Raw genomic sequence first — 22,287 nt, 5'->3', positions numbered from 1 at the left:
GCCGTTCCTTGAGGAACTCTTGAAGGTGGCGCTCCCGTACCATGGGCCAACGATGCGGGTGATGGTGGTGGAGGACGACGCGCGGGTGGCGGCGGCGCTGGCCGCGGCCCTGCGCCGGCGCGGGCACGAGATCGTGCACTGCCCGACGGCTCAGGCGGCGCTGGACACCTTCGCCGGCGAGCCGTTCGACCTGATTCTGCTCGATCTCAACCTGCCCGACGGCGACGGCATCGAGGTGTGCCGCACGCTGCGGCGCAAGGACGAGACGGTCGCCATCATCGCGGTCACCGCCCGGGCCGAGGAGCGCGACCGGGTCGTCGGGCTGCAGACCGGCGCCGACGACTACGTCGTCAAGCCCTACTCGATGGCCGAGCTCAACGCCCGCATCGAGGCCGTGCTGCGCCGCGCCGCCCGTGCTGCGCCGCCGCCGAGCGAGGTGCTCACGGCCGGGCCGGTGAGCGTCGACGTGGCCGCCCGGCGGGTCGTGTCCGGCGGGCGCGAGGTGGCGCTGACGCGCAAGGAGTTCGAGATCCTGGCGGTGCTGGCCCGCACGCCCGGCGTGGTCGTCTCCTACGACCGGCTGATCCTCGCGGTGTGGCAGACCACCTTCGTCGGCCGGCACACGCTCGACGTGCACGTCGGCTCGCTGCGGGCCAAGCTCGACGTGCCGGGGCTGGTGCAGACCGTCCGCGGCGTGGGGTACCGCCTCGCGCCATGAGGGTCCGTCTCGGCGCCGTCTACCTGGTGCTGCTCCTGCTGGTGCTGGCGGCGCTCGAGGTACCGCTGGCCATGACCATCGCCGGCCGGGACACGCAGCGCCTCGTCGCCGACCGGCTCGCCGACGCGACCCGGTTCGCCACGCTCGCCGAGCCCGCGCTGCGCGCCTCCGACACCGCGGAGCTGGCCGCCGAGCTGACCCGCTACGACGACGTCTACGGCGTCGGCGCCATCGTCGTGGACCAGGACGCCCACGGGGTCGTCGCCTCGCACCCCGGCATCCGCCTCGCCGACGCCGCCGTGCTGCGCCAGGCCTACCGGGCCCTCGAGGGGCGGGAGGCCAGCGACGACGGCACGATCTGGCCGTGGCGGACCGACCCGCTCGTCGTGGCGGTGCCGGTCGGCCGCGGCGGCGAGGTCATCGGCGCCGTCGTGATCGTCTCGCCGATCCGCGACAACGCCAACGGGGTCGGCACGTCGTGGAGCATCCTCGCCGGCGGCGGGCTCGTGGTCCTCTTCGCCGGCATCGTGGCCGCGTTGGCGCTCGCGCGCTGGACCCTGCGCCCCGTCGCCGAGCTTGACGCCGCTGCGCACGAGCTCGCCGCCGGCGACTACGCCGCGCGCGTCCCCGCCGCCGACGGCCCGCCCGAGCTGCGCCGCCTCGGCAGCGCGTTCAACGAGATGGCGGCGACCGTCGCCGACTCCCTGGAGCGGCAGCGCGCGTTCGTGTCGCACGCGAGCCACCAGCTGCGCAACCCGCTCACCGCGCTGCGGCTGCGGGTCGAGGACCTCGGCGCCGACCTCACCGAGCCGCAGGCGGTCGAGGGCCACCGCCTGGCGCTGGAGGAGGTGGAGCACCTGGGCGGCGTGCTCGACAGCCTGCTGGCCCTGGCCCGCGCCGAGCGCGGCCGCTTCGACCTCGTCGACGTCGACGCCGGCGAGACCGCCTGGGCGCGCGTCGTGGCGTGGCAGCCGGTGGCCGCGAAGAAGGCCGTCACGCTGCGGTACGTCCGCCCGCCCCGGCCCCTGCGCGCCCGCGCCGTGCGCAACGCCGTCGACCAGGCGCTGGACGCGCTGATCGACAACGCGGTGAAGTTCTCGGGCCCCGAGACGACGGTGACGGTACGCCCATCGGCGGACGACGGCGGCGTGGCGATCCACGTCGTCGACACGGGCCCGGGCCTCACCGAGCAGCAGCGCGAGCTGGCCACCGTGCGCTTCTGGCGCGCCCCCGACGCGCAGAACGTCGACGGTAGCGGCCTGGGCCTGCCGATCGTCGCCGTCCTGGTCGACGCCTCGGGCGGCCGCCTCGACCTGCTGCCCAACACCCCGGCGGGCCTGCACGCCCGGCTGTGGTTCCCGGCCGCCCCGTAGCTCAGGCCTTCTGGGCGCGGTAGTAGCGGATCGCGCCGGGGTGCAGCGGCAGCGGCGGGGTGGAGATCGCCGAGCGGACGTTCAGGCGCGCCGCGGCCTGGTGGGTCTTGGCCAGCTCGTCGCGGCCCTCGAACAGCAGGCGCGTGACGCCGTACGCCAGCGGCTCGCTCATCGACGGGCGCACCACGAGGTAGTTGGCGATGCCGATCGCCACCGTCGCGGTGATGCCGGTGTACGTGGAGGCCGGCACGACGCGCTCGGCGTAGTAGTTGCCGTAGGTGTGGCGCAGCGGCTGCACCGACTCGGCGAGGTTGAGCAGCCGGATCGGGATCTCCTTGGCCAGTTCGCCGATCGCGGAGACCGGCAGGCCGCCGGAGAAGAAGAACGCGTCGATCTGGCCGGCGCGCATGGCCTTGACCGAGTCGTCCAGCCCCAGCTGGGCCCGCTCGACGGTGACGTTCATGACCTGCAGGACGCGGTTGGCGGTAATCGCGGTGCCGGAGCCCTGCGCGCCGACCGAGACGCGGTGGCCGCGCAGGTCGCCGAAGGACGCGATCGGGCCGTTGGCGGCGACCACGACGTGGATGTAGTCGTCGTACAGGCGGGCCAGGGCGGCCAGCTGCTTCGGGTGGTTCGCCTCGTTGCCGGCGGCGATGTCGGCCTGGGTGAACGCCACGTCGGCGGTGTCCTCGAGCAGGTAGTCGACGTTGATCTGCGAGGCGGCGGTGGACAGCACGCTGGCGTGCACGTTGGGCAGGTAGCGGCGGGCCAGCTCGGCGATGGCGGTGCCGTAGCGGTAGTAGACGGCGCCGGGGCTGCCGGTGGCGATGCGCAGCGTGCCGGTGGCCTCGGCGCCGTCGGACTCGCACGCGGTGAGCAGCGGCGCCGTCGCCAGGGCGGCGAGCACCGCGCGGCGTCTCATGGGGCCAGGCCGAGCAGCGGGCGCAGGGCGCCGATGGTGGCGGCGGCGTCGCGGTGGTGCAGGGTCGTCATGCCCATCGCGCGGGCGGGCTTGAGGTTGCCGGCCAGGTCGTCGACGTACACGCACTCCTGCGGGTCCAGGCCCACGGCCTCGGCGCCGAGCGTGTAGATCTGCGGGCTCGGCTTGCGCACCCCCACCTCGCCGGAGATGACCACGCCGTCGAAGAGCTCGACGAGCAGGGCGCGGTCGTACCGGCCGAGGCCCCACGAGTTGGAGACGAGCCCGGTGCGGATGCCGGCCCGGCGGGCGGCGCGCACGAAGCCGAGCATCGCCGCGTCGTCGCCGGCCTCGCCCATGAGCCGCTCGATGAGCCCCTCGGCGGCGATCCGCGGGCCGAGCAGCGCCGCGAAGCGCGCCTCGAACTCCGCGTCGCCGAGGGTGCCCTCCTCCAGGCCCGCGAGGAGCTGCCGGGCCGTGGGGTCGGTCCGGAAGAGCTCCTTGACGGTACCGGCGGGCAGCCCCTCCCGCGCGCAGAAGGCGTCGAAGGATGCGAAGACGTCGGTGGTCAGCACCCCGCCGTAGTCGACCAGCAGGCCCTTGTGGTGTGCCATAGCTCCTCCTCGACGCCGGCCGTGTCGCCGGCGTTCACCAGCGGCCGTGGATCGACCCGCGCACCAGTTCGTCGTAGACGTCGCGGACGGCGGCGTGGGTCTCGGGCGTCAGCGAGGGCATCCCGGCCGCGTCGGCGTTGGCGCGGGCCTGCTCGCCGTTGCGGGCGCCGGGGATCACGACGGAGACGGCCGGGTGGTCGATGATCCAGCGCAGCGCGAACTGCGTCATCGCCATCCCTTCGGGCTTGAGCGCCGCGAGGCGGCGCACCGCCTCCAGCCCGGTGCCGTAGTCGACGCCGGAGAACGTCTCGCCCTGGTCGAAGGCCTCGCCATGGCGGTTGTACGTGCGGTGGTCGTCGGCGCCGAAGGTGGTGTGCTCGTCGTAGCGGCCGGAGAGCAGGCCGCTGGCCAGCGGCACCCGGGCGACGATGCCGACGCCGGCCTTCTCGGCCGCGGGCAGCACCTCGTCGAGCGGCTTGAGCCGCAGCATGTTGAAGATGATCTGCACGCTGGCCACGTTGGGCCGGGCGATCGCGGCGAGCGCCTCCTCGGTGGTCTCGACGCTCACGCCGTACGCCTTCATCCGCCCTTCCTCGACCATGCCGTCAAGGAAGTCGAAGACCTCGTCGGTGTGGTAGACCTCGGACGGCGGGCAGTGCAGCTGCACCAGGTCGAGCGTGTCGACGCCGAGGTTCTCCCGGGAGCGGTCGTTCCAGGCGCGGAAGTTGTCGAGGTTGTACGCCGCCGGCTCCTGCGGCACCCGGCGCCCCATCTTGGTGGCCACGGTGACCCGCCGCTCCGGCGGCAGTGTGCGCACGAACCGCCCGACGAGGCGCTCGCTGCGCCCGTCGCCGTACACGTCCGCGGTGTCGATGAACGTCACGCCGGCCTCGTGCGCGGCGATCAGCGTCGCCAGCGCCTCGTCCTCGTCGACCCGTCCCCAGTCGGCGCCGATCTGCCACGCGCCGAGCCCGACGACGCCGACGGGGACGCCGGTGCGCCCTAGAGTCCTCTCCTGCATGAGGTTCACCCTAAGGCCGCGGCCGATCTCCCCGCCGGGCGCCCGCCGGCAAAAGGTCAGAAGACCGGTACGCCCTCGCGGACCAGCTTCCAGTTCGGGGTGTAGAAGTCGGCCGGGTCGATGGCCCCCTTGGCCTGGGCCCAGTCGATCAGCAGCTGCCGGATCTCCTGCTGGGCGTTGTACACCTGCGTCTTGACGATGCCGGGGAAGTTGCCGCCGCCGGAGCGCCGGTAGTTGTTCACCGCGACGACGAACTGCTCGGCGTCGCCGATGGGCGTGGTGGTGCCCGGGTGGACCAGGCGCGTGATGCGCTGCCCGACCGGCCGGCTGATGTCGATGTCGTACTCCACGCCCGACAGCGTGTCGTAGTTGTAGTCCGGCACCGCCGGGTCGCTGATCGTCGCCGGGTTGACGGGCGCGCCCGGGGCGAGCGTGACGAAGTACTTCGCCGAGTACTCCAGGTAGGCGCGCACCTCCGCGCCGGTGAGCACGACGGCCTCGAGGGTGTTGTCGTAGATGTACAGGCCGGCGACGTCCTTGATCTTCACCTGGCCGGCCGGGAACAGCGCGGTGCGGGAGAACGGCGCGGCGATCGACAGCACCGGCAGCGAGCCGTACGCCCCGCCGGCCAGCGCCGCGGCCACCGTGTCGGTCTGGACCTTGTTGATGTAGTCCAGGATTGCCGTGTCCTTGTAGCGGGACTCCGCCGCGGAGAGCTCCTGCGTCGAGTTCGCCACGACCTGGTTGACGTAGGCGACCGTCTTGTTGTGCTGCTCGCGCACCGCGGCCAGCACGACCGGGTCGGCCGCGACGGTGTTGGTGTTGATGGTGGTGGCGGCCTTGGTGGTGATCTGCCAGCAGCCGCGCTCGCGGGTCAGCGTGAAGTCCATCCGGGTCACCCGCTGGCCCCACTTCGACGGCTCGGAGAGCAGCACCTGCGCGCCGGTGGCGGTGTTGGTGACGAACCGCTGCGGGATGTCGTTGTGCGCGTGGCCGAACAGGATCGCGTCGATGCCGGGCACCTGCGCCGCGATGAGCGCCGACGGGTTCTCGTTCGGCAGCTCCGGGCCGTAGCTGGACGTGCCGCTGTCGCCGCCGTGCGCGGAGATCAGCACGATGTCGGCACCGCGGCGGCGCATCTCGGGCACGTACTTCGCCGCGGTCGCGACCATGTCGTCGAAGCGCAGCTTCCCGTTGACGTTGTCGCGGTCCCAGATCGCGATGCCCGGGTTGGTGAGGCCGAGGATGCCGACGCGGAAGTTGGGGGCGCCCTGGCCGAGGTCGACCTTCTTGATGACGTACGGCGCGAACGCCGGCCGCCCGGTCTTGACGTTCACGGCGTTGGCCGCGAGGGCGGGGAAGCCGAGCTGGCGGATCCACAGGTCGAGCAGCGGCAGCCCGTAGTTGAACTCGTGGTTGCCCAGGGTCACGGCGTCGTAGCGGATGACGTTCATCGCCCGCGCCATCGGGTGCTTCTCGTTCGTGGCGGTGATCGGCTCCTGCTTGGCGTAGTACGTCGCCAGCGGGGTGCCCTGGATCGTGTCGCCGGCGTCGAGCACCAGCGTCGCCTTGCCTTTGCGCTGCTCGCGGATGGTGTTGACCAGCGTGGCGACCTTGGCCAGGCCGACGTCGTTGTGCGCGTTGTCGTCGTACTCGGCGTCGCGGTAGTAGTCCCAGTTGTAGACGTTGCCGTGGGTGTCGGACGTGCCGAGCAGGGTGAGGTCCCAGGTCTTCGGCTGCGCCTGGCTGTTGGCGGAGGCCGAGCCCGGGCTTGCCGAAGCGGATGAGCCCGCGACAAACGGAGCCGCCGCGGCGGCGGCCGCGGCGGCGAGGACTCCGCGCCGGGAGAGGTTGGTCATGTCGTGCCTTCCGTGATGGTCAGGTCGCCTCGTGGGCGTCCGGTGAACCATAACGGTTTGCGAATCCGTCGAGCTTAACGGCTTGTGAATCCCTCGATGCCGGCCAGGTACGTGGCGCGGTCCAGTCGTCCGATCAGCACCCGCTGCAGCACGTATCCCTGGATCAGCCCGAAGATGACCGCGCCGACGGCGTCCGGGTCGGCGTCCGGCGGCAACTGCCCCGCGTCGCGGGCCCGGGCGGCCAGGGCGACCGCGCTGCGCCGGATCCGCGCGTAGATGCCGCCGACCACCTCGGCGAGGGCCGGGTCGTGGGCCGCCTCGCCCCACGCCTGCACCGCGATGCGCACCGGCCCGTTCTCGGTCAGGTGCGCGTCGACCTGGGCGAGCACCTCCGCGAAGACGGTCAGCAGCGGCGGCACCGGCTCCTGCAGCAGCAGGTGATCGATCGTGGCGAGGATGCTGCCGACCTTCTCCTCGGCGATGGCCTTGATGAGCTCGGCCTTGCTGGAGAAGTACCGGTAGAACGCCCCGACGGACAGCCCCGCCTCCCGGATCACGTCCTGCATGGAGGTCTGGTGGAAGCCGTTGCGCGCGAAGCAGCGGGTGGCCGCCTCGATGATCTGCTCCCGGCGGGCGGCAAGATGGGCTTCGGAGACGCGGGGCATCAGCCCACTATAGAACGAACGCTCGTTTTCAGACCCGGGTGGCGTTGAAGATCATGGTGGTCATCACCACGCCGCCGGTACCCGCGTTCGCCAGCACCAGGCGGGGGCTCAGCGACGTGAACGGGCTGTCCTTGTCCACTGCGGTGGCCTTGCGATTGCCGGTGGAGAAGGCGGTCAGCTCGACCCCGCCGCCGTCGGCCGGCTTGCAGGTCACCTGCAGCGGCGTCGACGCCGTCGTGGGCGGTCCGGCGTTCTTCGGCTTCGCGGAGGCGGCCAGCCGCGGGTGCTGGTCGCCGGCGTGCTTGTAGATCTCGATGATCCCGTCGGCGGTGACCTCGAAGCTGTACCCGTTGGTCAGGTCCGTCCCGTCGTAGCACCCGGCGCCGATGCGCGCCCCGCCGGCCGACTTGCCGATCGCGGCGAACTCCAGGTCGATCGCGAACCCGCCGCCCGGCACGCTCAGCCGCTGCTCCGGCCCCGGCGCGAGGCAGCGCACGTTGGGCTGCTCGGCGGTGACCCGCAGCGCGTCCGGTACCTCGATCTTGCAGCCGCCGGCCGGGCCCCAGTCGGCCTTCTGCTGCAGCGCCGCCACCGTCTTGGTGCCCTTGAGCGTCCACGGGCCGACCGAGCCGAGCCAGCAGGCGATGACCGGCCGCGGCTGCCAGGCCTTGTCCAGGCCGGGCGGCAGCAGCGGCTCCTCCAGCGGCAGGAACGACTCGCCGAACGGCACGCCGAGGTAGTCGCCGTAGGACTGCTCGCACATCGCCCGCGCCGCGCCCGCGACCGCCTTGGCCCCCGGGTCCACCGTGAACGGCAGGTGCCCGACGAACGTGACCTCGCCGACGTGGGCGGCGTTGCACGCCGCCACGTACCGCAGCTGCGAGGAGCCGCCGATCCAGTCGAAGCACTCGCCGGCTTTGAGGTCGAACTGCTCGCCGGCGTAGCTGTCGGCGGCCGAGGTCGACGGCGAGGCGAGGGCCTTGGCGGTGCGGTCGCCGTCGGCGTAGCCGGTGACCGGGAGTCCCTCGGCGTACAGCTGCCGCAGCGACGGCGACATCCCGTCGACGGTCAGGCCGGTGTCGTGGGCCGCCTGCCGGTGCGTGGGCGAGAGCCCGGCGACGACCACGACGTGCCCGTTCTCGATGCGCAGGTAGTACTCGAAGCCCAGCCAGTGCCCGGCGCCGACCGCGCCGAGCGGCACCGCGACCGCGACGGCGAGGGCGACGTAGCCGGTCACGGTGCCCCAGGCCCGCCCGGCCGAGGCGGCGATGACCGCGGCGGCCACGGCGAGCACCCCGCCGAGCAGCGCGATCGCCCCGCCGCTGGACAGCGCCAGGCGCAGCGGCTCGGCGATCAGGTAGCCGGCCAGGCCGCCGGCCCGGGAGGTGCCGCCGTCGAGCACGTCCGGGTTGCCGCGCACCAGCTGCAGCAGGCCGAGCGCGGCGAGCACCACGCCGGTGGCCCGGGTCAGCACCCGCTCGCGCAGGAAGGACAGCGTCGCCGCGCCGAGGGTGCGCAGCTCGCCGCTCGACCACAGCCGCCGGTCGGCGACCGGCACCAGCAGGATCCGCCACGGCCAGGGCTCCCGCGGCAGCCGGGGCAGCGGCCAGGCGAGCAGCAGCGGCAGGACCGGCAGGGCATAGGCGGCGTAGCCGAGGAAGAACGTGGCCACGGCGCGGGCGGGGCCGTGCACGGGCAGCTCGGGTACCCACAGCAGGATCGCCAGCACCAGCGCGGCGGCGACGGTCGCGGCCAGCCGGACCCACGACGGGCGCCGGACCTGCGGCCGCTCGGGCCGCCGTTCCTCGGCCGTCTGGGACGGCGGCGCGGTGGCAACGGACCCGCTGGGTTCCCCGCCGGCGCCCCACAGGTCGTCGGTGCTCGGCACCGGACGCGTGCGTCCGGTGAAGATCCCGGTCTCGGTCCGCTCGCCGGTGAACTCGCCGGAGCGGTCCGGGTCGGGGCGGTGCTGTTGCGCAAGGACGGCGCGGCGGGGGCGGCGGTGCGCCCCGGACTCGGCGGCGGCCGCGCCCTGCCAGTCGGTGAGCGCGGCCCGCACCTGGTCGGCGGCTGCCAAGGCCAGCAGCAGCGCGACGACCAGGGTCAGCGCGATCCGCCAAGCCGGCGGCAGCGGCGCGAACCCGAGCAGCGTGGACAGCCCGAGCATCGCCCCGGTGGCGAGGACCAGCAGGGCGACCGCGGGAAGAGCGGCTCGGACTCGCCGACCGGCCTCGGACATGGCTGGGAGCATGGCACCCGCGCTCGCGCGCTTGCAACCGGCCTAAAGCTGCCTTAAAACTCTGGCCTTCGCTGTAGGCACCGCTATGCCGGCCAGGTCGGGCGGGCACGGCTCGCTCAGCGCGGCCGGCTCGGCGTTGACGAACAGCGTGAGCCCCGGCGGTAGCCCGGCGTCGATCGCGGCCCGGTAGGCGCCGGCCCGGCAGACCCCGTCGAGCTCGGCGAGGCGGCCCCGCTCGGCGGCCGCCTCGAACAGCGGCAGCGGCTCCTCCCACGGGGTGCCGACGGGGCCGCGGGTCAGCGCCTCGTATCTTTCGGCCCGCCCGGCCGCCGGCTGAGGGTTTCCGTACGTTCGGGGTAGGTTGTGCCCCGATGGGCAGCTGGCGGGAGATCATCGACGGGATCGCCGAGAACGGGGACTTCGGCGCGGCCCGGCTGATGCGCGACCCGAGGCGCAAGGGCGGTTGGACGCTCCTCGTCGAGGAGGTGCAGCAGTCGTACGTCGACATGCGCGACCCGACGCACCTGTCCTTCGAGTACACCCGCCGCATCGGCTCGATCGTCGACGCCGCCGCGCCGGCCGGGCGGCCGCTGCGGGTGCTGCACCTCGGCGGCGGGGCGTTCACGATGCCCCGCTACGTCGCCGCCACCCGGCCAGGCTCCGTGCAGGTGGTGGTGGAGCGCGACCGCCGGCTCGCCGCGTTCGTCCAGCGGGTGCTGCCGCTGCCGCCGGAGGCCGGGATCGAGATCGTCTTCGGCGACGCCCGCGAGACCGTGGCCGAACTCGACCCGGCCGCCTACGACCTGGTGATCGGCGACGTGTACGACGCCGCGCAGATGCCCGAGAGCGTCTCCGACGTCACGTTCGCGGCCTCGGTGGCCCGGCTGCTCGACCCGGACGGGATCTACGCGGTCAACGTCGCCGACCTGGCGCCGCTGGCCTTCTCCCGGTCGCAGGCGGCCACGTTGCGCACGGCCTTCGCCGACGTGTGCCTCATCGTTCGCCCGGACCTGCTGCGCGGCCGCCGCTTCGGCAATGTGGTCTTCGCGGCCGCGGCGCGGGCCGGCCGGCTGCCGGTGGCCCGGCTGGCCGCGGTCGCCGGCCGCGACGTGCAGCCGGCGCGGGTCGTCAGCGGCGCCGGCCTGGACCTGCTGGCCGACGGGGCCGAGCCCGTCCGTCTCGACCCGTGAGGGCAACGTCGCACATGGATGTCTCACACGGAGACCCACCCCGATATGTGAAACGCGTCACAGCCGACTGTCCGGCTTTGGTGCCCCGGGTGGGATTCGAACCCACACTGTCGGAGGTTTGAGCTCCGTTCCTCTGCCGATTGGGATACCGGGACAACTACGCCGCACCAGGGTACCCACTACTCTGATCGCGACGGTAATCGCCGTCGGTCGAGTCGGATCGGATCGGGAGAGGCCAGTGGCCGAGGCACAGAGCCGTCGGGTGCTCATCGCGGAAGACGAGGCGCTCATCCGTCTCGACCTGCGGGAGATGCTCGTCGAGGAGGGCTACGACGTCGTCGGCGAGGCCGGCGACGGCGAGACTGCCGTGCGCCTTGCCGAGGAGCTCCAGCCCGATCTGGTCATCCTGGACATCAAGATGCCGATCATGGATGGCCTCGCGGCGGCGGAGAAGATCGCCGGCGGGCGGATCGCGCCGGTCGTCATCCTCACCGCGTTCAGCCAGCGCGACCTCGTCGAGCGGGCCCGGGCCGCCGGGGCGATGGCCTACCTGGTCAAGCCGTTCCAGAAGAGCGACCTGGTGCCGGCCGTGGAGATCGCGGTGTCCCGTTACGCGGAGTTGTCGGTCCTGGAGTCCGAGGTGGCCACCCTCACCGAGCGGCTGGAGACCCGCAAGGTCGTCGAGCGGGCCAAGGGGCAGTTGATGGCGACCTACGGCATGAACGAGCCGCAGGCATTCAAATGGATTCAGCGCACGGCGATGGACCACCGCATGACGATGCGAGAGGTCGCCGACCGCATCATCGCTGAGACCAGCGGCGGTGACGGTTCGGTCACCGCGGAAAGCTGACGGTGATTTTTGCGTAATGACCGGCGCCGGGGCGAAGAACATCCCCGCGGCCCGGGCCATACGCGCTGGGTAACGGTCGGGTAAACCCCCTATCGAAGAATCTACCGCGCGGACCGAACGTGGGATAACGTCCCGCCCGCAGGCCGCTTAGAACGGTTTGGCCCTTGCGCCGCGTGATCCCGCTTACCCGCGGGGGCGAGCGCGAGGTCTTCGACGGAGGAGGGTTCGAGGCCTTGAGGCAACGACTGGTACGCGTCGTAGGTGGCATCGCCGCCGCTACGGCATTGCTCGCCGGAGCAGCTGCGTGCAACAGCACGAACAGCAACAACAACAGCTCGTCGGGCGGGGGCGACAAGTGCGGCCTTGAGCTTGCGTACTTCGGCGCGCTGACCGGGTCGGCGGCGAACCTCGGTGTGAACATCGAGCAGGGCGCCGAGCTCGCGATCATTCAGTACAACGATAAGCACAAGGACTGCCAGGTCACCCTGAAGAAGTTCGACTCGCAGGGCAGCCCGGACGTCGCGCCCGGCCTCGCCCGGCAGCTGATCCAGGACAAGAAGATCGTCGGCATCATCGGCCCGCCGTTCTCCGGTGAGTCGGAGGCCGCCGACCCGATCTTCGAGGAGGCCGGCATCCCGCTGATCACCCCGTCGGCGACCCGGCCGTCGCTGTCGACCAACGGCTGGAAGGTCTTCCACCGCGCCGTCGCCAACGACAGCGCGCAGGGTCCGGCCGCCGGTAACTACATCAAGTCGGTCCTGAAGGCGGAGAAGGTCTTCATCGTCGACGACCAGTCCGCCTACGGCGCCGGCCTCGCCGACCAGGTCAAGACGGTGCTCGGCGGCGCGGTCGTCGACACGGACAAGGTCCAGGCGGACGGCAAGCAGAACGACTTCTCGGCGACGGTCACCAAGATCACGTCGAGCGGTGCCACCGCGCTGTTCTACGGCGGCTACTACCAGAACGCCGGCCTGCTGCGCAAGCAGCTCACCGGTGCCGGCTGGAAGGGCACCCTGGTCGCCGGTGACGGTGTCAACGACCCCGGCTACATCAAGGCCGCCGGCAACGACGCCGCCGAGGGCTCGATCCTGACCTGCCCGTGCGCCCCGGCCTCGAAGTCGGGCGGCACGTTCGTCGCCGACTACAAGGCGAAGTGGAACATCGACGCTGGTACCTACAGCGACGTGGCCTACGACGCGGCCAACATGTTCCTGCAGGGCATCGACGCCGGCAACACCACGGCGGAGAAGCTCAACACCTACCTGAGCACCGTGAACTACAAGGGCATCGCGAACACCTACAAGTTCACGGACAAGGGCGAGCTGGACCCGTCGCAGATCGTCGTCTGGGCCTTCAAGGTCACCAACGGTGAGGTCGTCCCGGACGTCGAGGCGCCCAAGAGCTGAGCTGATCGGCTGAGCACGTTTTCCTGAAACGCACGACGTCGATCGACCGGTGCGGCCGGAATCGCTTTTCCGGCCGCACCGACCGTTTCCAGCCGGGAGCCGTCCTTGCATTACCTCTCCGAACATTTCAGCAGCCTGTTCCGGGACTTCGGACAGCTGACCACCACCGGGCTGGCCCAAGGCGCCATCTATGCCCTGTTCGCACTCGGCTACACCCTGGTCTACGGCGTGCTGCGTCTGATCAACTTCGCGCACTCCGAGGTCTTCATGGTCGGCACCTTCGGCGCGGTGCTGACCTGGAGCGCGTTCGGCCTGGACCAGAACTCCCACGTCAACGGCGTCGGCGCCATCGTGCTGTACCTGCTGGTGGGCCTGGTGGTCGCGGTGATCGCATCGGGCAGCACGGCCATGGTGGTCGAACTGGTCGCCTACCGCCCCCTGCGGCGCAAGAACGCGCCGCCGCTGGTCTTCCTGATCACCGCGATCGGTGCCTCGACCGTGCTGTCCGAGTTGGTCGGCGTCCTGAGCCACCGCAGCGTGCGCAGCAGCCCGATCTTCGTGCACCCGCACGACCTGATCAAGATCGGCAACACCTCACTCACCAACGTGCAATTGATTCTGATCGTCACCGCGCTGGTGATGATGGTCGTGCTCGACCTGTTCATCAACCGCACCCGGCTGGGCCGCGGCGTCCGCGCGGTCGCGCAGAGCCCCGACAGTGCCGCGCTCATGGGCGTGAACAAGAACCGGGTCATCTCGCTGGTCTTCCTGCTCGGCGGGCTGATGGCCGGCGTCGCCGCGGTGATGTACATGGTGAAGATCGGCACCACCCGCTTCGACGCCGGGTTCTACCTCGGCATCAAGGCGTTCACCGCAGCGGTGCTCGGCGGCATCGGGAACCTGCGGGGCGCGCTGCTCGGCGGCCTGCTCCTGGGCCTGGTCGAGAACTACGGGGCCGGGTTCTTCGGCACCCAGTGGTTGAACGTCGTGTCGTTCGTCGCCCTCGTCTTGATCCTGCTGTTCCGCCCGACCGGCCTGCTCGGTGAGTCGTTGGGGAGGGCACGAGCATGAGCGAGACGTCCGAAGTGACCAAGCAGGCCCGTCGCCTGCCGTTGCGCGGCTGGTACGCGAATCTGCCCCGGCCGGCCAGGTGGGCGGTGCTCGCCGTCTTCGCCGCGCTGGCCTACCTGTTGCCGTACGTCGGGGACATCCCCCTGATCGGCCCGCAGATCATCACGACCGGCATCGACTGGCCCACTGCCCTGTTCTACATGTCGTACTACGTCCTGCTCGCCCTCGGGCTCAACGTGGTCGTGGGCTTCGCCGGCCTGCTCGACCTGGGCTACGTCGGCTTCTTCGCCGTCGGCGCGCTCACCGTGGCGGTGCTGACCTCGCCCGACAGCCAGCTGCAGACCAAGTGGTCGTGGCTGGCGGCGGTGCCGGTCGCGATCGCTCTGTCGGTCGTCAGCGGCCTGATCCTCGGCTGGCCGACGCTGCGGCTGCGCGGCGACTACCTGGCCATCGTCACGCTCGGCTTCGCCGAGATCATCCGCACTGCCGCCGACAGCAGCGAGTTCCTGCGGGGCGACCGGGGCTTCACCAAGCTGCCGCACCCGCCGGGCAACCACTCCAACGGCAAGCCCATCTTCGGCATCATCGACGCCACGCCGTACTTCTGGCTCGGCCTCACGCTCGTCATCCTGGTGGTGATCGGCGCGCGGAACCTCGAGCGCAGCCGGGTCGGGCGCTCCTGGCTCGCGATCCGCGAGGACGAGGAGGCCGCCGAGGTGATGGGCGTGCGTACCGTCAAGTTCAAGCTGTGGGCGTTCGCCATCGGCGCCTCGATCGGCGGCTTCGGCGGCGTGTTGTTCGCCGGTCAGCCCGGCTTCGTGAACTCCTCGACCTTCCAGCTGCTGTTCTCGATCCTGGTGCTGGCCGGCGTGGTCATGGGCGGCTCGGGCAACATCCCGGGCGCCATCCTCGGCGGCGTGCTCATCTCCTACATCCCGGACCGGCTGCGCAACGTCGAGGTGTTCGGCACGGACGCCTTCGAGTACCGCTTCCTGATCTTCGGTCTGCTGATCATCCTGATCATGATCTTCCGGCCGCAGGGGATCATCCCGAGTCGCCGGCGGGCCGCGGAGCTCAAGGACCGTGCGAAGGAGGTGCAGGCATGAGCGAGACCCAGTGGGAGGAGCACACCGCCGCCGGGGCGGAGACCCCGATCGACTCGCCGGTGCCGACCGGCGAGCACGCGGGCGCGTCGCCGCTGCAGTTCCACGAGCGGCCGTTCACCTCCGGCAAGCGCGGTGACGACGTCCCCGACGGCGAGCCGCTGCTCGAGGTCGACCAGGTGACGCTGCGCTTCGGCGGTGTCGTCGCGCTCAACGACGTCTCGTTCACCCTGCGCAAGGGCGAGATCTTCGGGCTGATCGGGCCGAACGGCGCCGGCAAGACGACCTGCTTCAACGCGATGACCGGCGTCTTCCGCCCCACCTCGGGGCGGATCCGGTTCGCCGGCGAGACGGTCACCGGGCGCAAGAAGCACGAGATCACCCGGATGGGCATCGCGCGCACGTTCCAGAACGTGCGGCTCTTCCCGGAGATGACCGCGCTGGAGAACGTCATGGTCGGCGCCGACTCCAGGCACAAGGCCAGCGTGTTCAGCGCGCTGTTCCGGCTGCCGCGGCACTGGCGCGAGGAGCGCGAGGGCCGGGAGAAGGCCATGGCGCTGCTGGAGTTCGTCGGCATCGCCGGCCGGGCGGGCGACCTCGCCCGGAACCTGCCGTACGGTGCGCAGCGGCGGCTGGAGATCGCCCGTGCGCTCGCCACCGAGCCGACCCTGCTCTGCCTCGACGAGCCGGCCGCCGGTTTCACCCCGGCGGAGAAGGTCGAGCTGCTCGCGCTGATCCGCGCCATCCGGGCGCGGGGCGTGACCGTGCTGCTCATCGAACACGACATGCGCCTGGTCATGGGCGTCACCGACCGGATCGTGGTGCTTGAGTTCGGCAAGAAGATCGCCGAGGGCACCCCGGCCGAGGTCCGTGACGACCCGGCCGTGGTCGCGGCCTACCTGGGGGTGCCGGCAGATGCTGCTTGAGCTGGACAACGTCAGCCTGCTGTACGGCCGCATCCAGGCGCTGCACGGCATCAGCCTGACCGTCGACGAGGGCGAGGTCGTCGCCCTCATCGGCGCCAACGGCGCCGGCAAGACCACCACCATGCGGGCCATCTCCGGGCTCCGGCCGATCCACGGCGGGGCGATCCGCTTCAACGGCGAGGACATCAGCCGGCTGCGCTCCGACCTGCGGGTCGTCCGGGGCATCGGCCAGTCGCCGGAGGGCCGGGGCCTCTTCCCGGGCATGACGGTCCGCGAAAACCTGGAGATGGGCGCCTACACGCGCCGCGACGTGGCCGGTATCCGGGAGGACATGGAGCGGGTGCTGAACCTGTTCCCCCGGCTGCGGGAGCGCATCAAGCAGCCCGGCGGCACGCTCTCCGGCGGCGAGCAGCAGATGGTCGCCGTCGGCCGGGCGTTGATGACCCGGCCGAAGCTGCTGCTGCTCGACGAGCCGTCGATGGGCCTCGCGCCGATGCTCATCCAGCAGATCTTCTCGATCATCACCGAGATCAACCAGCAGGGCACCACCATCCTGCTGGTTGAGCAGAACGCGCAGCAGGCGCTGTCCCGCGCCCACCGCGCGTACGTGCTGGAGACCGGCCGGATCGTCAAGACCGGTAGCGGCGCGGACCTGCTCCACGACCCCGCCGTCGCCGAGGCGTACCTCGGTGTCGCCTGAGGCGGCACCGTCACCGACGCGGCACGAACTGTCATCGCGACACAAACATAGGAAAGAAGGCATCTCCGGATGTTTCTGACGCCCTCCCGGCGGCGCGCGGCCGTCGGCCTCGCCGGCGCCGCCGCCCTCGTGCTCTCCATGGCCGCCTGCGGCGAGAAGAAGGACGAGACCACCCCCGGCGCCGGCGGCTCCGCGGCGGCCAGCGTCTCCTCGGACTCGGCGCTCGCCGACAAGGTGCCCGCGGCCATCAAGGCCGACGGCAAGCTCACCGTCGGTACCGACTCGACCTACGCCCCGAGCGAGTTCCTCGACACCGACGGCAAGACCGTCGTCGGCTTCGACGTGGACCTGTTCAACGCCGTCGCCGGCAAGCTCGGGCTGAAGGCGGAGTTCCAGTCGGCCAAGTTCGACGACGTCATTCCCGGCGTGCAGTCCGGCAAGTACGAGGTGGGCGTCTCCTCGTTCACCATCAACGACGACCGCAAGAAGCAGGCGTTGATGGTGAGCTACTTCTCCGCCGGCACGCAGTGGGCGGCCAAGAAGGGCTCCACCATCAACCCGGACGACGCCTGCGGCAAGAAGGTCGCGGTGCAGACCGGCACCGTGCAGGAGACCGACGACCTGCCCGTCCGGCAGAAGGCGTGCAAGGACGCCGGCAAGCCGGAGATCAAGGTCGACTCGTACCAGGCGCAGAGCGACGCCACCGCCGCGGTCATCAGCGGCAAGGACGACGCGATGCTCGCCGACTCGCCGGTCTGCGCATACGCGGTGAAGCAGACCAACGGCCAGCTGGACCTCGTCGGCCAGATCTACGACTCGGCGCCGTACGGCTACGTCGTGAAGAGCGACCAGCAGGCCCTCGCCGAGGCGATCCGCGACGCGGTCAAGGCGCTCATCGCCGACGGCACCTACAAGACGATCCTGGCCAAATGGGGCGTCGACGCGGGTGCGCTGAGCACCGACCCGGCGATCAACCCGTAACCTGCGCGGATGGCACTCGATTCCGTCCCGGCGCCGGCACCGCCTGAACCCATCAAGGCGGTGCCGGTCCGGCACCCCTGGCGCTGGGTCCTGGTCGCCGTCCTCGCCGTGCTCGTGGCGATGTTCGTCCACCTGCTGGTCACCAACGACCACTTCCAGTGGGCGTTCATCGTCGACAACGCGTTCCGGCCGCCGATCATCGATGGGCTGCGCGGCACGATCCTGCTGACGATCTTCTCGATGGTCATCGGCGTGCTCCTCGGCGTCCTCATCGCGATCATGCGCCTGTCACCGAACCCGGTGCTGCGCGGGGTGGCGTGGACGTACACATGGATCTTCCGGGCCATGCCCCGGCTGGTCCTCGCCGTGCTCTTCGGCAACCTGGGCATCCTGTGGGCACGGCTGGAGTTCGGCCTGCCGTTCGACACGCAGATCGGCCGGCTCTTCGGCATCGACGACCTGCGGGTGCGCCTGTTCGGGGTGGACGCGCGGACGTTCCTGTCCGGTTTCGTCGCCGGCATGCTCGCCCTGGCGCTGTCCGAGGCGGCATACATGGCGGAGATCGTGCGGGCCGGCGTCCAGTCCGTCGATCCGGGCCAGGCCGAGGCCGCCGAGGCGCTGGGCATGAGCCGCGGGCAGGTGCTGCGGCGCATCGTGCTGCCGCAGGCGATGCGGCTCATCGTCCCGCCGACGGGCAACGAGACGATCGCCATGCTCAAGGACACCTCGCTGGTGGCGTATGTCCCGGTGACCGGTGAGCTGTTCTTCCAGCTGCAGGCGGTCGGCCACCGGACCTTCGTGGTGTTCCCGATGCTCGTCGCGGCCTGCGGCTGGTACATCGTCCTCACCAGCGTGCTGCTCGTCGCCCAGCACTACATCGAGCGGTACTTCTCCAAGGGGTACAACCGGAGCCAGAAGGCCCGCGCGCGCCTTCGTGACCTGGGCGCGGAGACCGGAGGCCGGGTGACCGCGGCATGAGCGGTACGGAGCGAAGCGGAGTGGCCGCTCATCAGAAACGCAGGTTCAGCTCGTGCCGCTGCCGGAGCGAAGCGGAGGTGACGGCATGAGCGAAGCGATGGTGCGGGCGGAGAACGTCCACAAGTACTTCGGCCGCCTCGAAGTGCTCAGGGGCATCGACCTGGAGGTCCGGCCGGGCGAGGTCTGCTGCGTGATCGGCCCCTCCGGCTCAGGCAAGTCGACGTTCCTGCGCTGCATCAACCACCTGGAGCGGCTCAACGCCGGCCGGATCTGGGTCGACGGTGAGCTCGTCGGGTACCGCGAGCGCGGCGGCAAGCTGTACGAGATGCGCGACCGGGAGGTGGCGATCCAGCGGCGGAACATCGGCATGGTGTTCCAGCGGTTCAATCTGTTCCCGCACATGACGGTGCTGGAGAACGTCATGGAGGCGCCGCTGCGCGTGCGCCGCGAGTCCAGGTCCGAGGTGCGGCAGCGGGCGCTGGCGCTGATCGACCGCGTCGGGCTGGCCGAGAAGGTCGACTCGTACCCGAACCAGCTCTCCGGCGGCCAGCAGCAGCGGGTCGCGATCGCGCGGGCGCTGGCCATGCGCCCGAAGCTCATGCTGTTCGACGAGCCGACGAGCGCGCTGGACCCGGAGCTGGTCGGTGAGGTCCTCGACGTCATGCAGGATCTGGCCCGGGAGGGCATGACCATGGTGGTCGTCACGCACGAGATCGGTTTCGCCCGCGAGGTCGGGGATACGCTGGTCTTCATGGACGGCGGTGTCGTGGTCGAGGCCGGCAACCCGCGCGAGATCATCGCGAACCCGCGGCACGAGCGGACGAAGACCTTCCTGGCCAAGGTGCTCTGACCGCGCTCCGCCGGGCGGCGCGGCACCGGCCGCGCCGCCTTGGAGGGTTCCGAGGGGTTTCCGCGGCGCGGGGTCGCGGAAAAATGTCAGAGGGGGCGACTAGAGTCGCCAGGCGTGACGGGTTCGACTGACTCCAGGCTGTTGCTGCTCGACGGGCACTCGCTCGCCTACCGGGCGTTCTTCGCCCTGCCCGCGGAGAACTTCTCCACGGCCACGGGCCAGGTGACCAACGCCGTCTTCGGCTTCACGTCGATGCTGATCAACATGCTGCGCGACGAGCAGCCCACGCACATCGCCGTGGCCTTCGACGTCTCCCGGCAGACGTTCCGGCTGGAGAAGTATGCGGAGTACAAGGCCAACCGGTCCGCCACCCGGCCCGAGTTCTCCGGCCAGATCGACCTCATCAAGGAGGTCCTCAACGCCCTGCGCATCCCGTTCGTGGAGAAGCCGGGCTACGAGGCCGACGACGTGATCGCCACGCTCGCCCGGCTCGCCACCGAGCAGGGCATGTCCACGTCGGTCGTCACCGGTGACCGCGACTCGTTCCAGCTGGTCAACGACACCGTCACCGTCCTGTATCTCAAGCGCGGCGTCACCGAGATGGACCGCATGACCCCGGCGAGGGTCGAGGAGCGCTTCGGGATCCCGCCGTCGCTGTATCGGGACAAGGCGGCGCTCGTCGGTGAGGACAGCGACAACCTCAGCGGCGTCCCCGGCGTCGGCGACAAGACGGCCGCCAAGTGGATCGTGCAGTTCGGCGGCCTCGACGGCATCATCGCCCGGGTCGACGAGATCAAGGGCAAGGCGGGGGAGAACGTGCGCGCCCACCTCGCCGAGGTCATGCGCAACTATGAGCTCAACCAGCTCGTCGGCGACCTCGAGCTGCCGGTCGACCCGCAGGACCTGCGCTGGCGCGGCTGGGATCGCGAGGCCGTGCACCAGGTGTTCGACTCGCTGGAGTTCCGGGTGCTGCGCGACCGGTTGTATCAGTACCTCGAGGCCGTCGAGCCCGAGGCCGAGTCCGGCTTCGACCTGTCCGGCGAGGTGCTGCGCGGCGGCGTCGGGGCCTGGCTCGGCGAGCATGCCCCGGCCGGCAAACGGGTCGGCGTCGCCGTCGCCGGGCGGTTCGGCCGCGGCACCGGCTCGCTGACCGGCATCGCGCTCGCCGCCCCCGACGGGCCGGCCGCGTGGTTCGACCCGACCGAGCTCGACGCGGCCGACGACGCCGCCGTGGGCGAGTGGCTCGCCGCCGAGGACCGGTTCAAGGTGCTGCACGAGGTGAAGCCGGCCCGGCTCGCGTTCCTGGCCCGCGGCTGGGACCTGAACGGCGTGGCCTCCGACACCGCCCTGGAGGCCTATCTCGCCCGGCCCGACCAGCGCTCCTACGACCTCAACGACCTCGCCCTGCGCTACCTCAAGCGCGAGCTGCGGGTCGACGCGCCCGACAACGGCCAGCTCACCCTCGACGGGCTGGGCGGCAACACCGGCGAGGCCGAGGAAAACCTGATGCTGCGCGCCCGGGCCACGCTCGACCTGGCCGAGGCGATCGACGAGGAGCTGCACCGCGACGGCGACTCCTCGGCCGGACTGCTGGCCGAGGTCGAGCTGCCGCTGGTCAACGTGCTCGCGGAGATGGAGCGGGTCGGGATCGCCGCCGACACCGAATACCTCAGCGAACTGGAGGCGCAGTTCGCGGCCGGGGTGAAGGGTGCGGCGCAGAGCGCCTACGGCGTGATCGGGCGCGAGTTCAACCTCGGCTCGCCCAAGCAGCTGCAGGAGATCCTGTTCAACGAGCTCGGGCTGCCGAAGACCAAGAAGATCAAGACGGGCTACACGACCGACGCCGACGCGCTGCAGGGGCTGTTCGCGCAGACGCAGCACCCGCTGCTGGAGCACCTGCTGCGCCACCGGGACGTGGCCAAGCTCAAGACCACCGTCGACGGGCTGCTCAAGTCGATCAGCGACGACGGGCGCATCCACACGACGTATTTCCAGACGGTCGCCGCCACCGGCCGGCTCTCCAGCACCGACCCCAACCTGCAGAACATCCCGATCCGCACCGAGGAGGGGCGGCGCATCCGCCGGGCGTTTATCGTCGGCGAGGGGTACGAGACGCTGCTGACCGCCGACTACAGCCAGATCGAGATGCGCATCATGGCGCACATGTCGAAGGACGCGGCGCTGATCGAGGCGTTCAACTCCGGCTTCGACTTCCACGCCGCCACCGCCTCGTCGGTGTTCTCGGTCCCCGTCGGCGAGGTCGTCCCCGACCAGCGCCGCAAGATCAAGGCGATGAACTACGGCCTGGCCTACGGGCTGTCCTCCTACGGCCTGGGCACCCAGCTCGGCATCAGCCCGGCCGAGGCGACCGTGCTCATGGAGGAGTATTTCGCCACGTTCGGCGGGGTGCGCGACTATCTGCGCCAGATCGTCGCCCAGGCGCGCCGCGACGGCTACACGGAGACGGTGCTCGGCCGCCGGCGATACCTGCCGGACCTCAACAGCGACAACCGCCAGCGCCGCGAGATGGCCGAGCGGATGGCGCTCAACGCCCCGATTCAGGGCTCCGCGGCCGACATCATCAAGGTCGCGATGCTGCGCGTCGACGCGGCGCTGCGCGCCTCCGGCCTGCGCTCGCGCATGCTCCTGCAGGTCCACGACGAGCTGGTGTTCGAGGTCGCCCCGGGCGAGCGCGAGGCCGTGGAGGCCCTGGTGCGCGAGCAGATGGGCGGCGCCTACCCGCTCGACGTACCGCTCGGCGTCTCCGTGGGCGTCGGAAGAGACTGGAACGCCGCCGACCACTGACGCTCCTCGGCCCCCGTGT

19 protein-coding genes and 1 tRNA gene are annotated in these 22,287 nt (G+C 71.0%); 13 read left to right on the top strand and 7 right to left on the bottom strand.

The features are described from left to right. Positions 1-52: 52 nt before the first annotated feature. The gene (locus tag ACGFI8_RS40585) at positions 53-718 is read left to right on the top strand and encodes a response regulator transcription factor (protein WP_392812871.1); all 666 of its coding nucleotides are present in this window, start codon (positions 53-55) and stop codon (positions 716-718) included. Next, positions 715-2,091: an ATP-binding protein gene (locus ACGFI8_RS40580; protein ID WP_392812870.1), complete on the top strand. Its 1,377-nt coding sequence runs from the start codon at positions 715-717 to the stop codon at positions 2,089-2,091. Before ACGFI8_RS40585 ends, ACGFI8_RS40580 begins: the two co-directional genes overlap by 4 nt. Position 2,092: 1 nt before the next feature. Here the strand turns inward: ACGFI8_RS40580 and ACGFI8_RS40575 are convergent, their stop codons facing one another. The 6 genes from ACGFI8_RS40575 to ACGFI8_RS40550 all read right to left on the bottom strand — a co-directional run bounded on the left by ACGFI8_RS40575 (position 2,093) and on the right by ACGFI8_RS40550 (position 9,408). Next, positions 2,093-3,013, bottom strand: a complete 921-nt coding sequence (locus tag ACGFI8_RS40575) for a TAXI family TRAP transporter solute-binding subunit (RefSeq protein WP_392812868.1) — start codon at positions 3,011-3,013, stop codon at positions 2,093-2,095. After that, positions 3,010-3,624, bottom strand: a complete 615-nt coding sequence (locus tag ACGFI8_RS40570) for an HAD family hydrolase (protein WP_392812867.1) — start codon at positions 3,622-3,624, stop codon at positions 3,010-3,012. The genes ACGFI8_RS40575 and ACGFI8_RS40570 overlap by 4 nt, the downstream gene beginning before the upstream one ends. 34 nt (positions 3,625-3,658) lie before the next feature. Next, the gene (locus tag ACGFI8_RS40565; RefSeq protein ID WP_392812866.1) at positions 3,659-4,645 is read right to left on the bottom strand and encodes an aldo/keto reductase; all 987 of its coding nucleotides are present in this window, start codon (positions 4,643-4,645) and stop codon (positions 3,659-3,661) included. Between the two features lie 56 nt (positions 4,646-4,701). Beyond that, on the bottom strand, positions 4,702-6,504 hold the full coding sequence (locus ACGFI8_RS40560; protein ID WP_392812865.1) for a bifunctional metallophosphatase/5'-nucleotidase: 1,803 nt from the start codon (positions 6,502-6,504) through the stop codon (positions 4,702-4,704). A gap of 74 nt (positions 6,505-6,578) precedes the next feature. Continuing rightward, positions 6,579-7,169, bottom strand: coding sequence for a TetR/AcrR family transcriptional regulator (locus tag ACGFI8_RS40555; RefSeq protein WP_392812863.1), 591 nt, complete (start codon positions 7,167-7,169; stop codon positions 6,579-6,581). 28 nt (positions 7,170-7,197) lie between these two features. Continuing rightward, positions 7,198-9,408, bottom strand: coding sequence for a hypothetical protein (locus ACGFI8_RS40550; RefSeq protein ID WP_392812861.1), 2,211 nt, complete (start codon positions 9,406-9,408; stop codon positions 7,198-7,200). A 371-nt stretch (positions 9,409-9,779) separates the two neighbouring features. On the opposite strand from ACGFI8_RS40550, the gene ACGFI8_RS40545 reads away from it, so the two are divergent. Further along, complete coding sequence (locus ACGFI8_RS40545) at positions 9,780-10,598, top strand: spermidine synthase (RefSeq protein ID WP_392812860.1); 819 nt, start codon at positions 9,780-9,782, stop codon at positions 10,596-10,598. A 78-nt stretch (positions 10,599-10,676) separates the two neighbouring features. Here the strand turns inward: ACGFI8_RS40545 and ACGFI8_RS40540 are convergent. Continuing rightward, positions 10,677-10,753 (bottom strand) — tRNA-Leu (locus tag ACGFI8_RS40540). A gap of 83 nt (positions 10,754-10,836) precedes the next feature. Between ACGFI8_RS40540 and ACGFI8_RS40535 the strand changes: the two genes are divergently transcribed. The 10 genes from ACGFI8_RS40535 to polA all read left to right on the top strand — a co-directional run bounded on the left by ACGFI8_RS40535 (position 10,837) and on the right by polA (position 22,268). Next, entirely contained in the window at positions 10,837-11,448 is a 612-nt protein-coding gene (locus ACGFI8_RS40535) for an ANTAR domain-containing response regulator (protein ID WP_392812859.1), read from the top strand. Between the two features lie 233 nt (positions 11,449-11,681). After that, the gene (locus tag ACGFI8_RS40530; RefSeq protein ID WP_392812858.1) at positions 11,682-12,854 is read left to right on the top strand and encodes a branched-chain amino acid ABC transporter substrate-binding protein; all 1,173 of its coding nucleotides are present in this window, start codon (positions 11,682-11,684) and stop codon (positions 12,852-12,854) included. A gap of 105 nt (positions 12,855-12,959) precedes the next feature. After that, entirely contained in the window at positions 12,960-13,925 is a 966-nt protein-coding gene (locus ACGFI8_RS40525) for a branched-chain amino acid ABC transporter permease (protein ID WP_392812856.1), read from the top strand. Further along, positions 13,922-15,031 carry a branched-chain amino acid ABC transporter permease gene (locus tag ACGFI8_RS40520; RefSeq protein WP_392812855.1) on the top strand — a complete coding sequence of 370 codons (1,110 nt, stop codon included), beginning with the start codon at positions 13,922-13,924 and terminating at the stop codon, positions 15,029-15,031. Before ACGFI8_RS40525 ends, ACGFI8_RS40520 begins: the two co-directional genes overlap by 4 nt. Then, entirely contained in the window at positions 15,028-15,954 is a 927-nt protein-coding gene (locus ACGFI8_RS40515; protein ID WP_392812854.1) for an ABC transporter ATP-binding protein, read from the top strand. Before ACGFI8_RS40520 ends, ACGFI8_RS40515 begins: the two co-directional genes overlap by 4 nt. Further along, positions 15,944-16,654, top strand: a complete 711-nt coding sequence (locus tag ACGFI8_RS40510; RefSeq protein ID WP_392812852.1) for an ABC transporter ATP-binding protein — start codon at positions 15,944-15,946, stop codon at positions 16,652-16,654. Before ACGFI8_RS40515 ends, ACGFI8_RS40510 begins: the two co-directional genes overlap by 11 nt. A gap of 69 nt (positions 16,655-16,723) precedes the next feature. Then, positions 16,724-17,635, top strand: a complete 912-nt coding sequence (locus ACGFI8_RS40505; protein ID WP_392812851.1) for an ABC transporter substrate-binding protein — start codon at positions 16,724-16,726, stop codon at positions 17,633-17,635. 9 nt (positions 17,636-17,644) lie between these two features. After that, the gene (locus tag ACGFI8_RS40500; protein WP_392812849.1) at positions 17,645-18,613 is read left to right on the top strand and encodes an amino acid ABC transporter permease; all 969 of its coding nucleotides are present in this window, start codon (positions 17,645-17,647) and stop codon (positions 18,611-18,613) included. An 85-nt stretch (positions 18,614-18,698) separates the two neighbouring features. Beyond that, positions 18,699-19,463, top strand: a complete 765-nt coding sequence (locus ACGFI8_RS40495) for an amino acid ABC transporter ATP-binding protein (protein WP_392812847.1) — start codon at positions 18,699-18,701, stop codon at positions 19,461-19,463. 114 nt (positions 19,464-19,577) lie between these two features. Further along, the gene (polA, locus tag ACGFI8_RS40490; protein ID WP_392812846.1) at positions 19,578-22,268 is read left to right on the top strand and encodes a DNA polymerase I; all 2,691 of its coding nucleotides are present in this window, start codon (positions 19,578-19,580) and stop codon (positions 22,266-22,268) included. Positions 22,269-22,287: the final 19 nt, after the last annotated feature.

This window comes from Dactylosporangium sp. NPDC048998 (genome assembly GCF_043197855.1).
Classification (GTDB): Bacteria; Actinomycetota; Actinomycetes; order Mycobacteriales; family Micromonosporaceae; genus Dactylosporangium.
The sequence above is the reverse complement of the archived record's forward strand: the minus strand, read 5'-3'. Positions and strand labels throughout refer to the sequence as shown.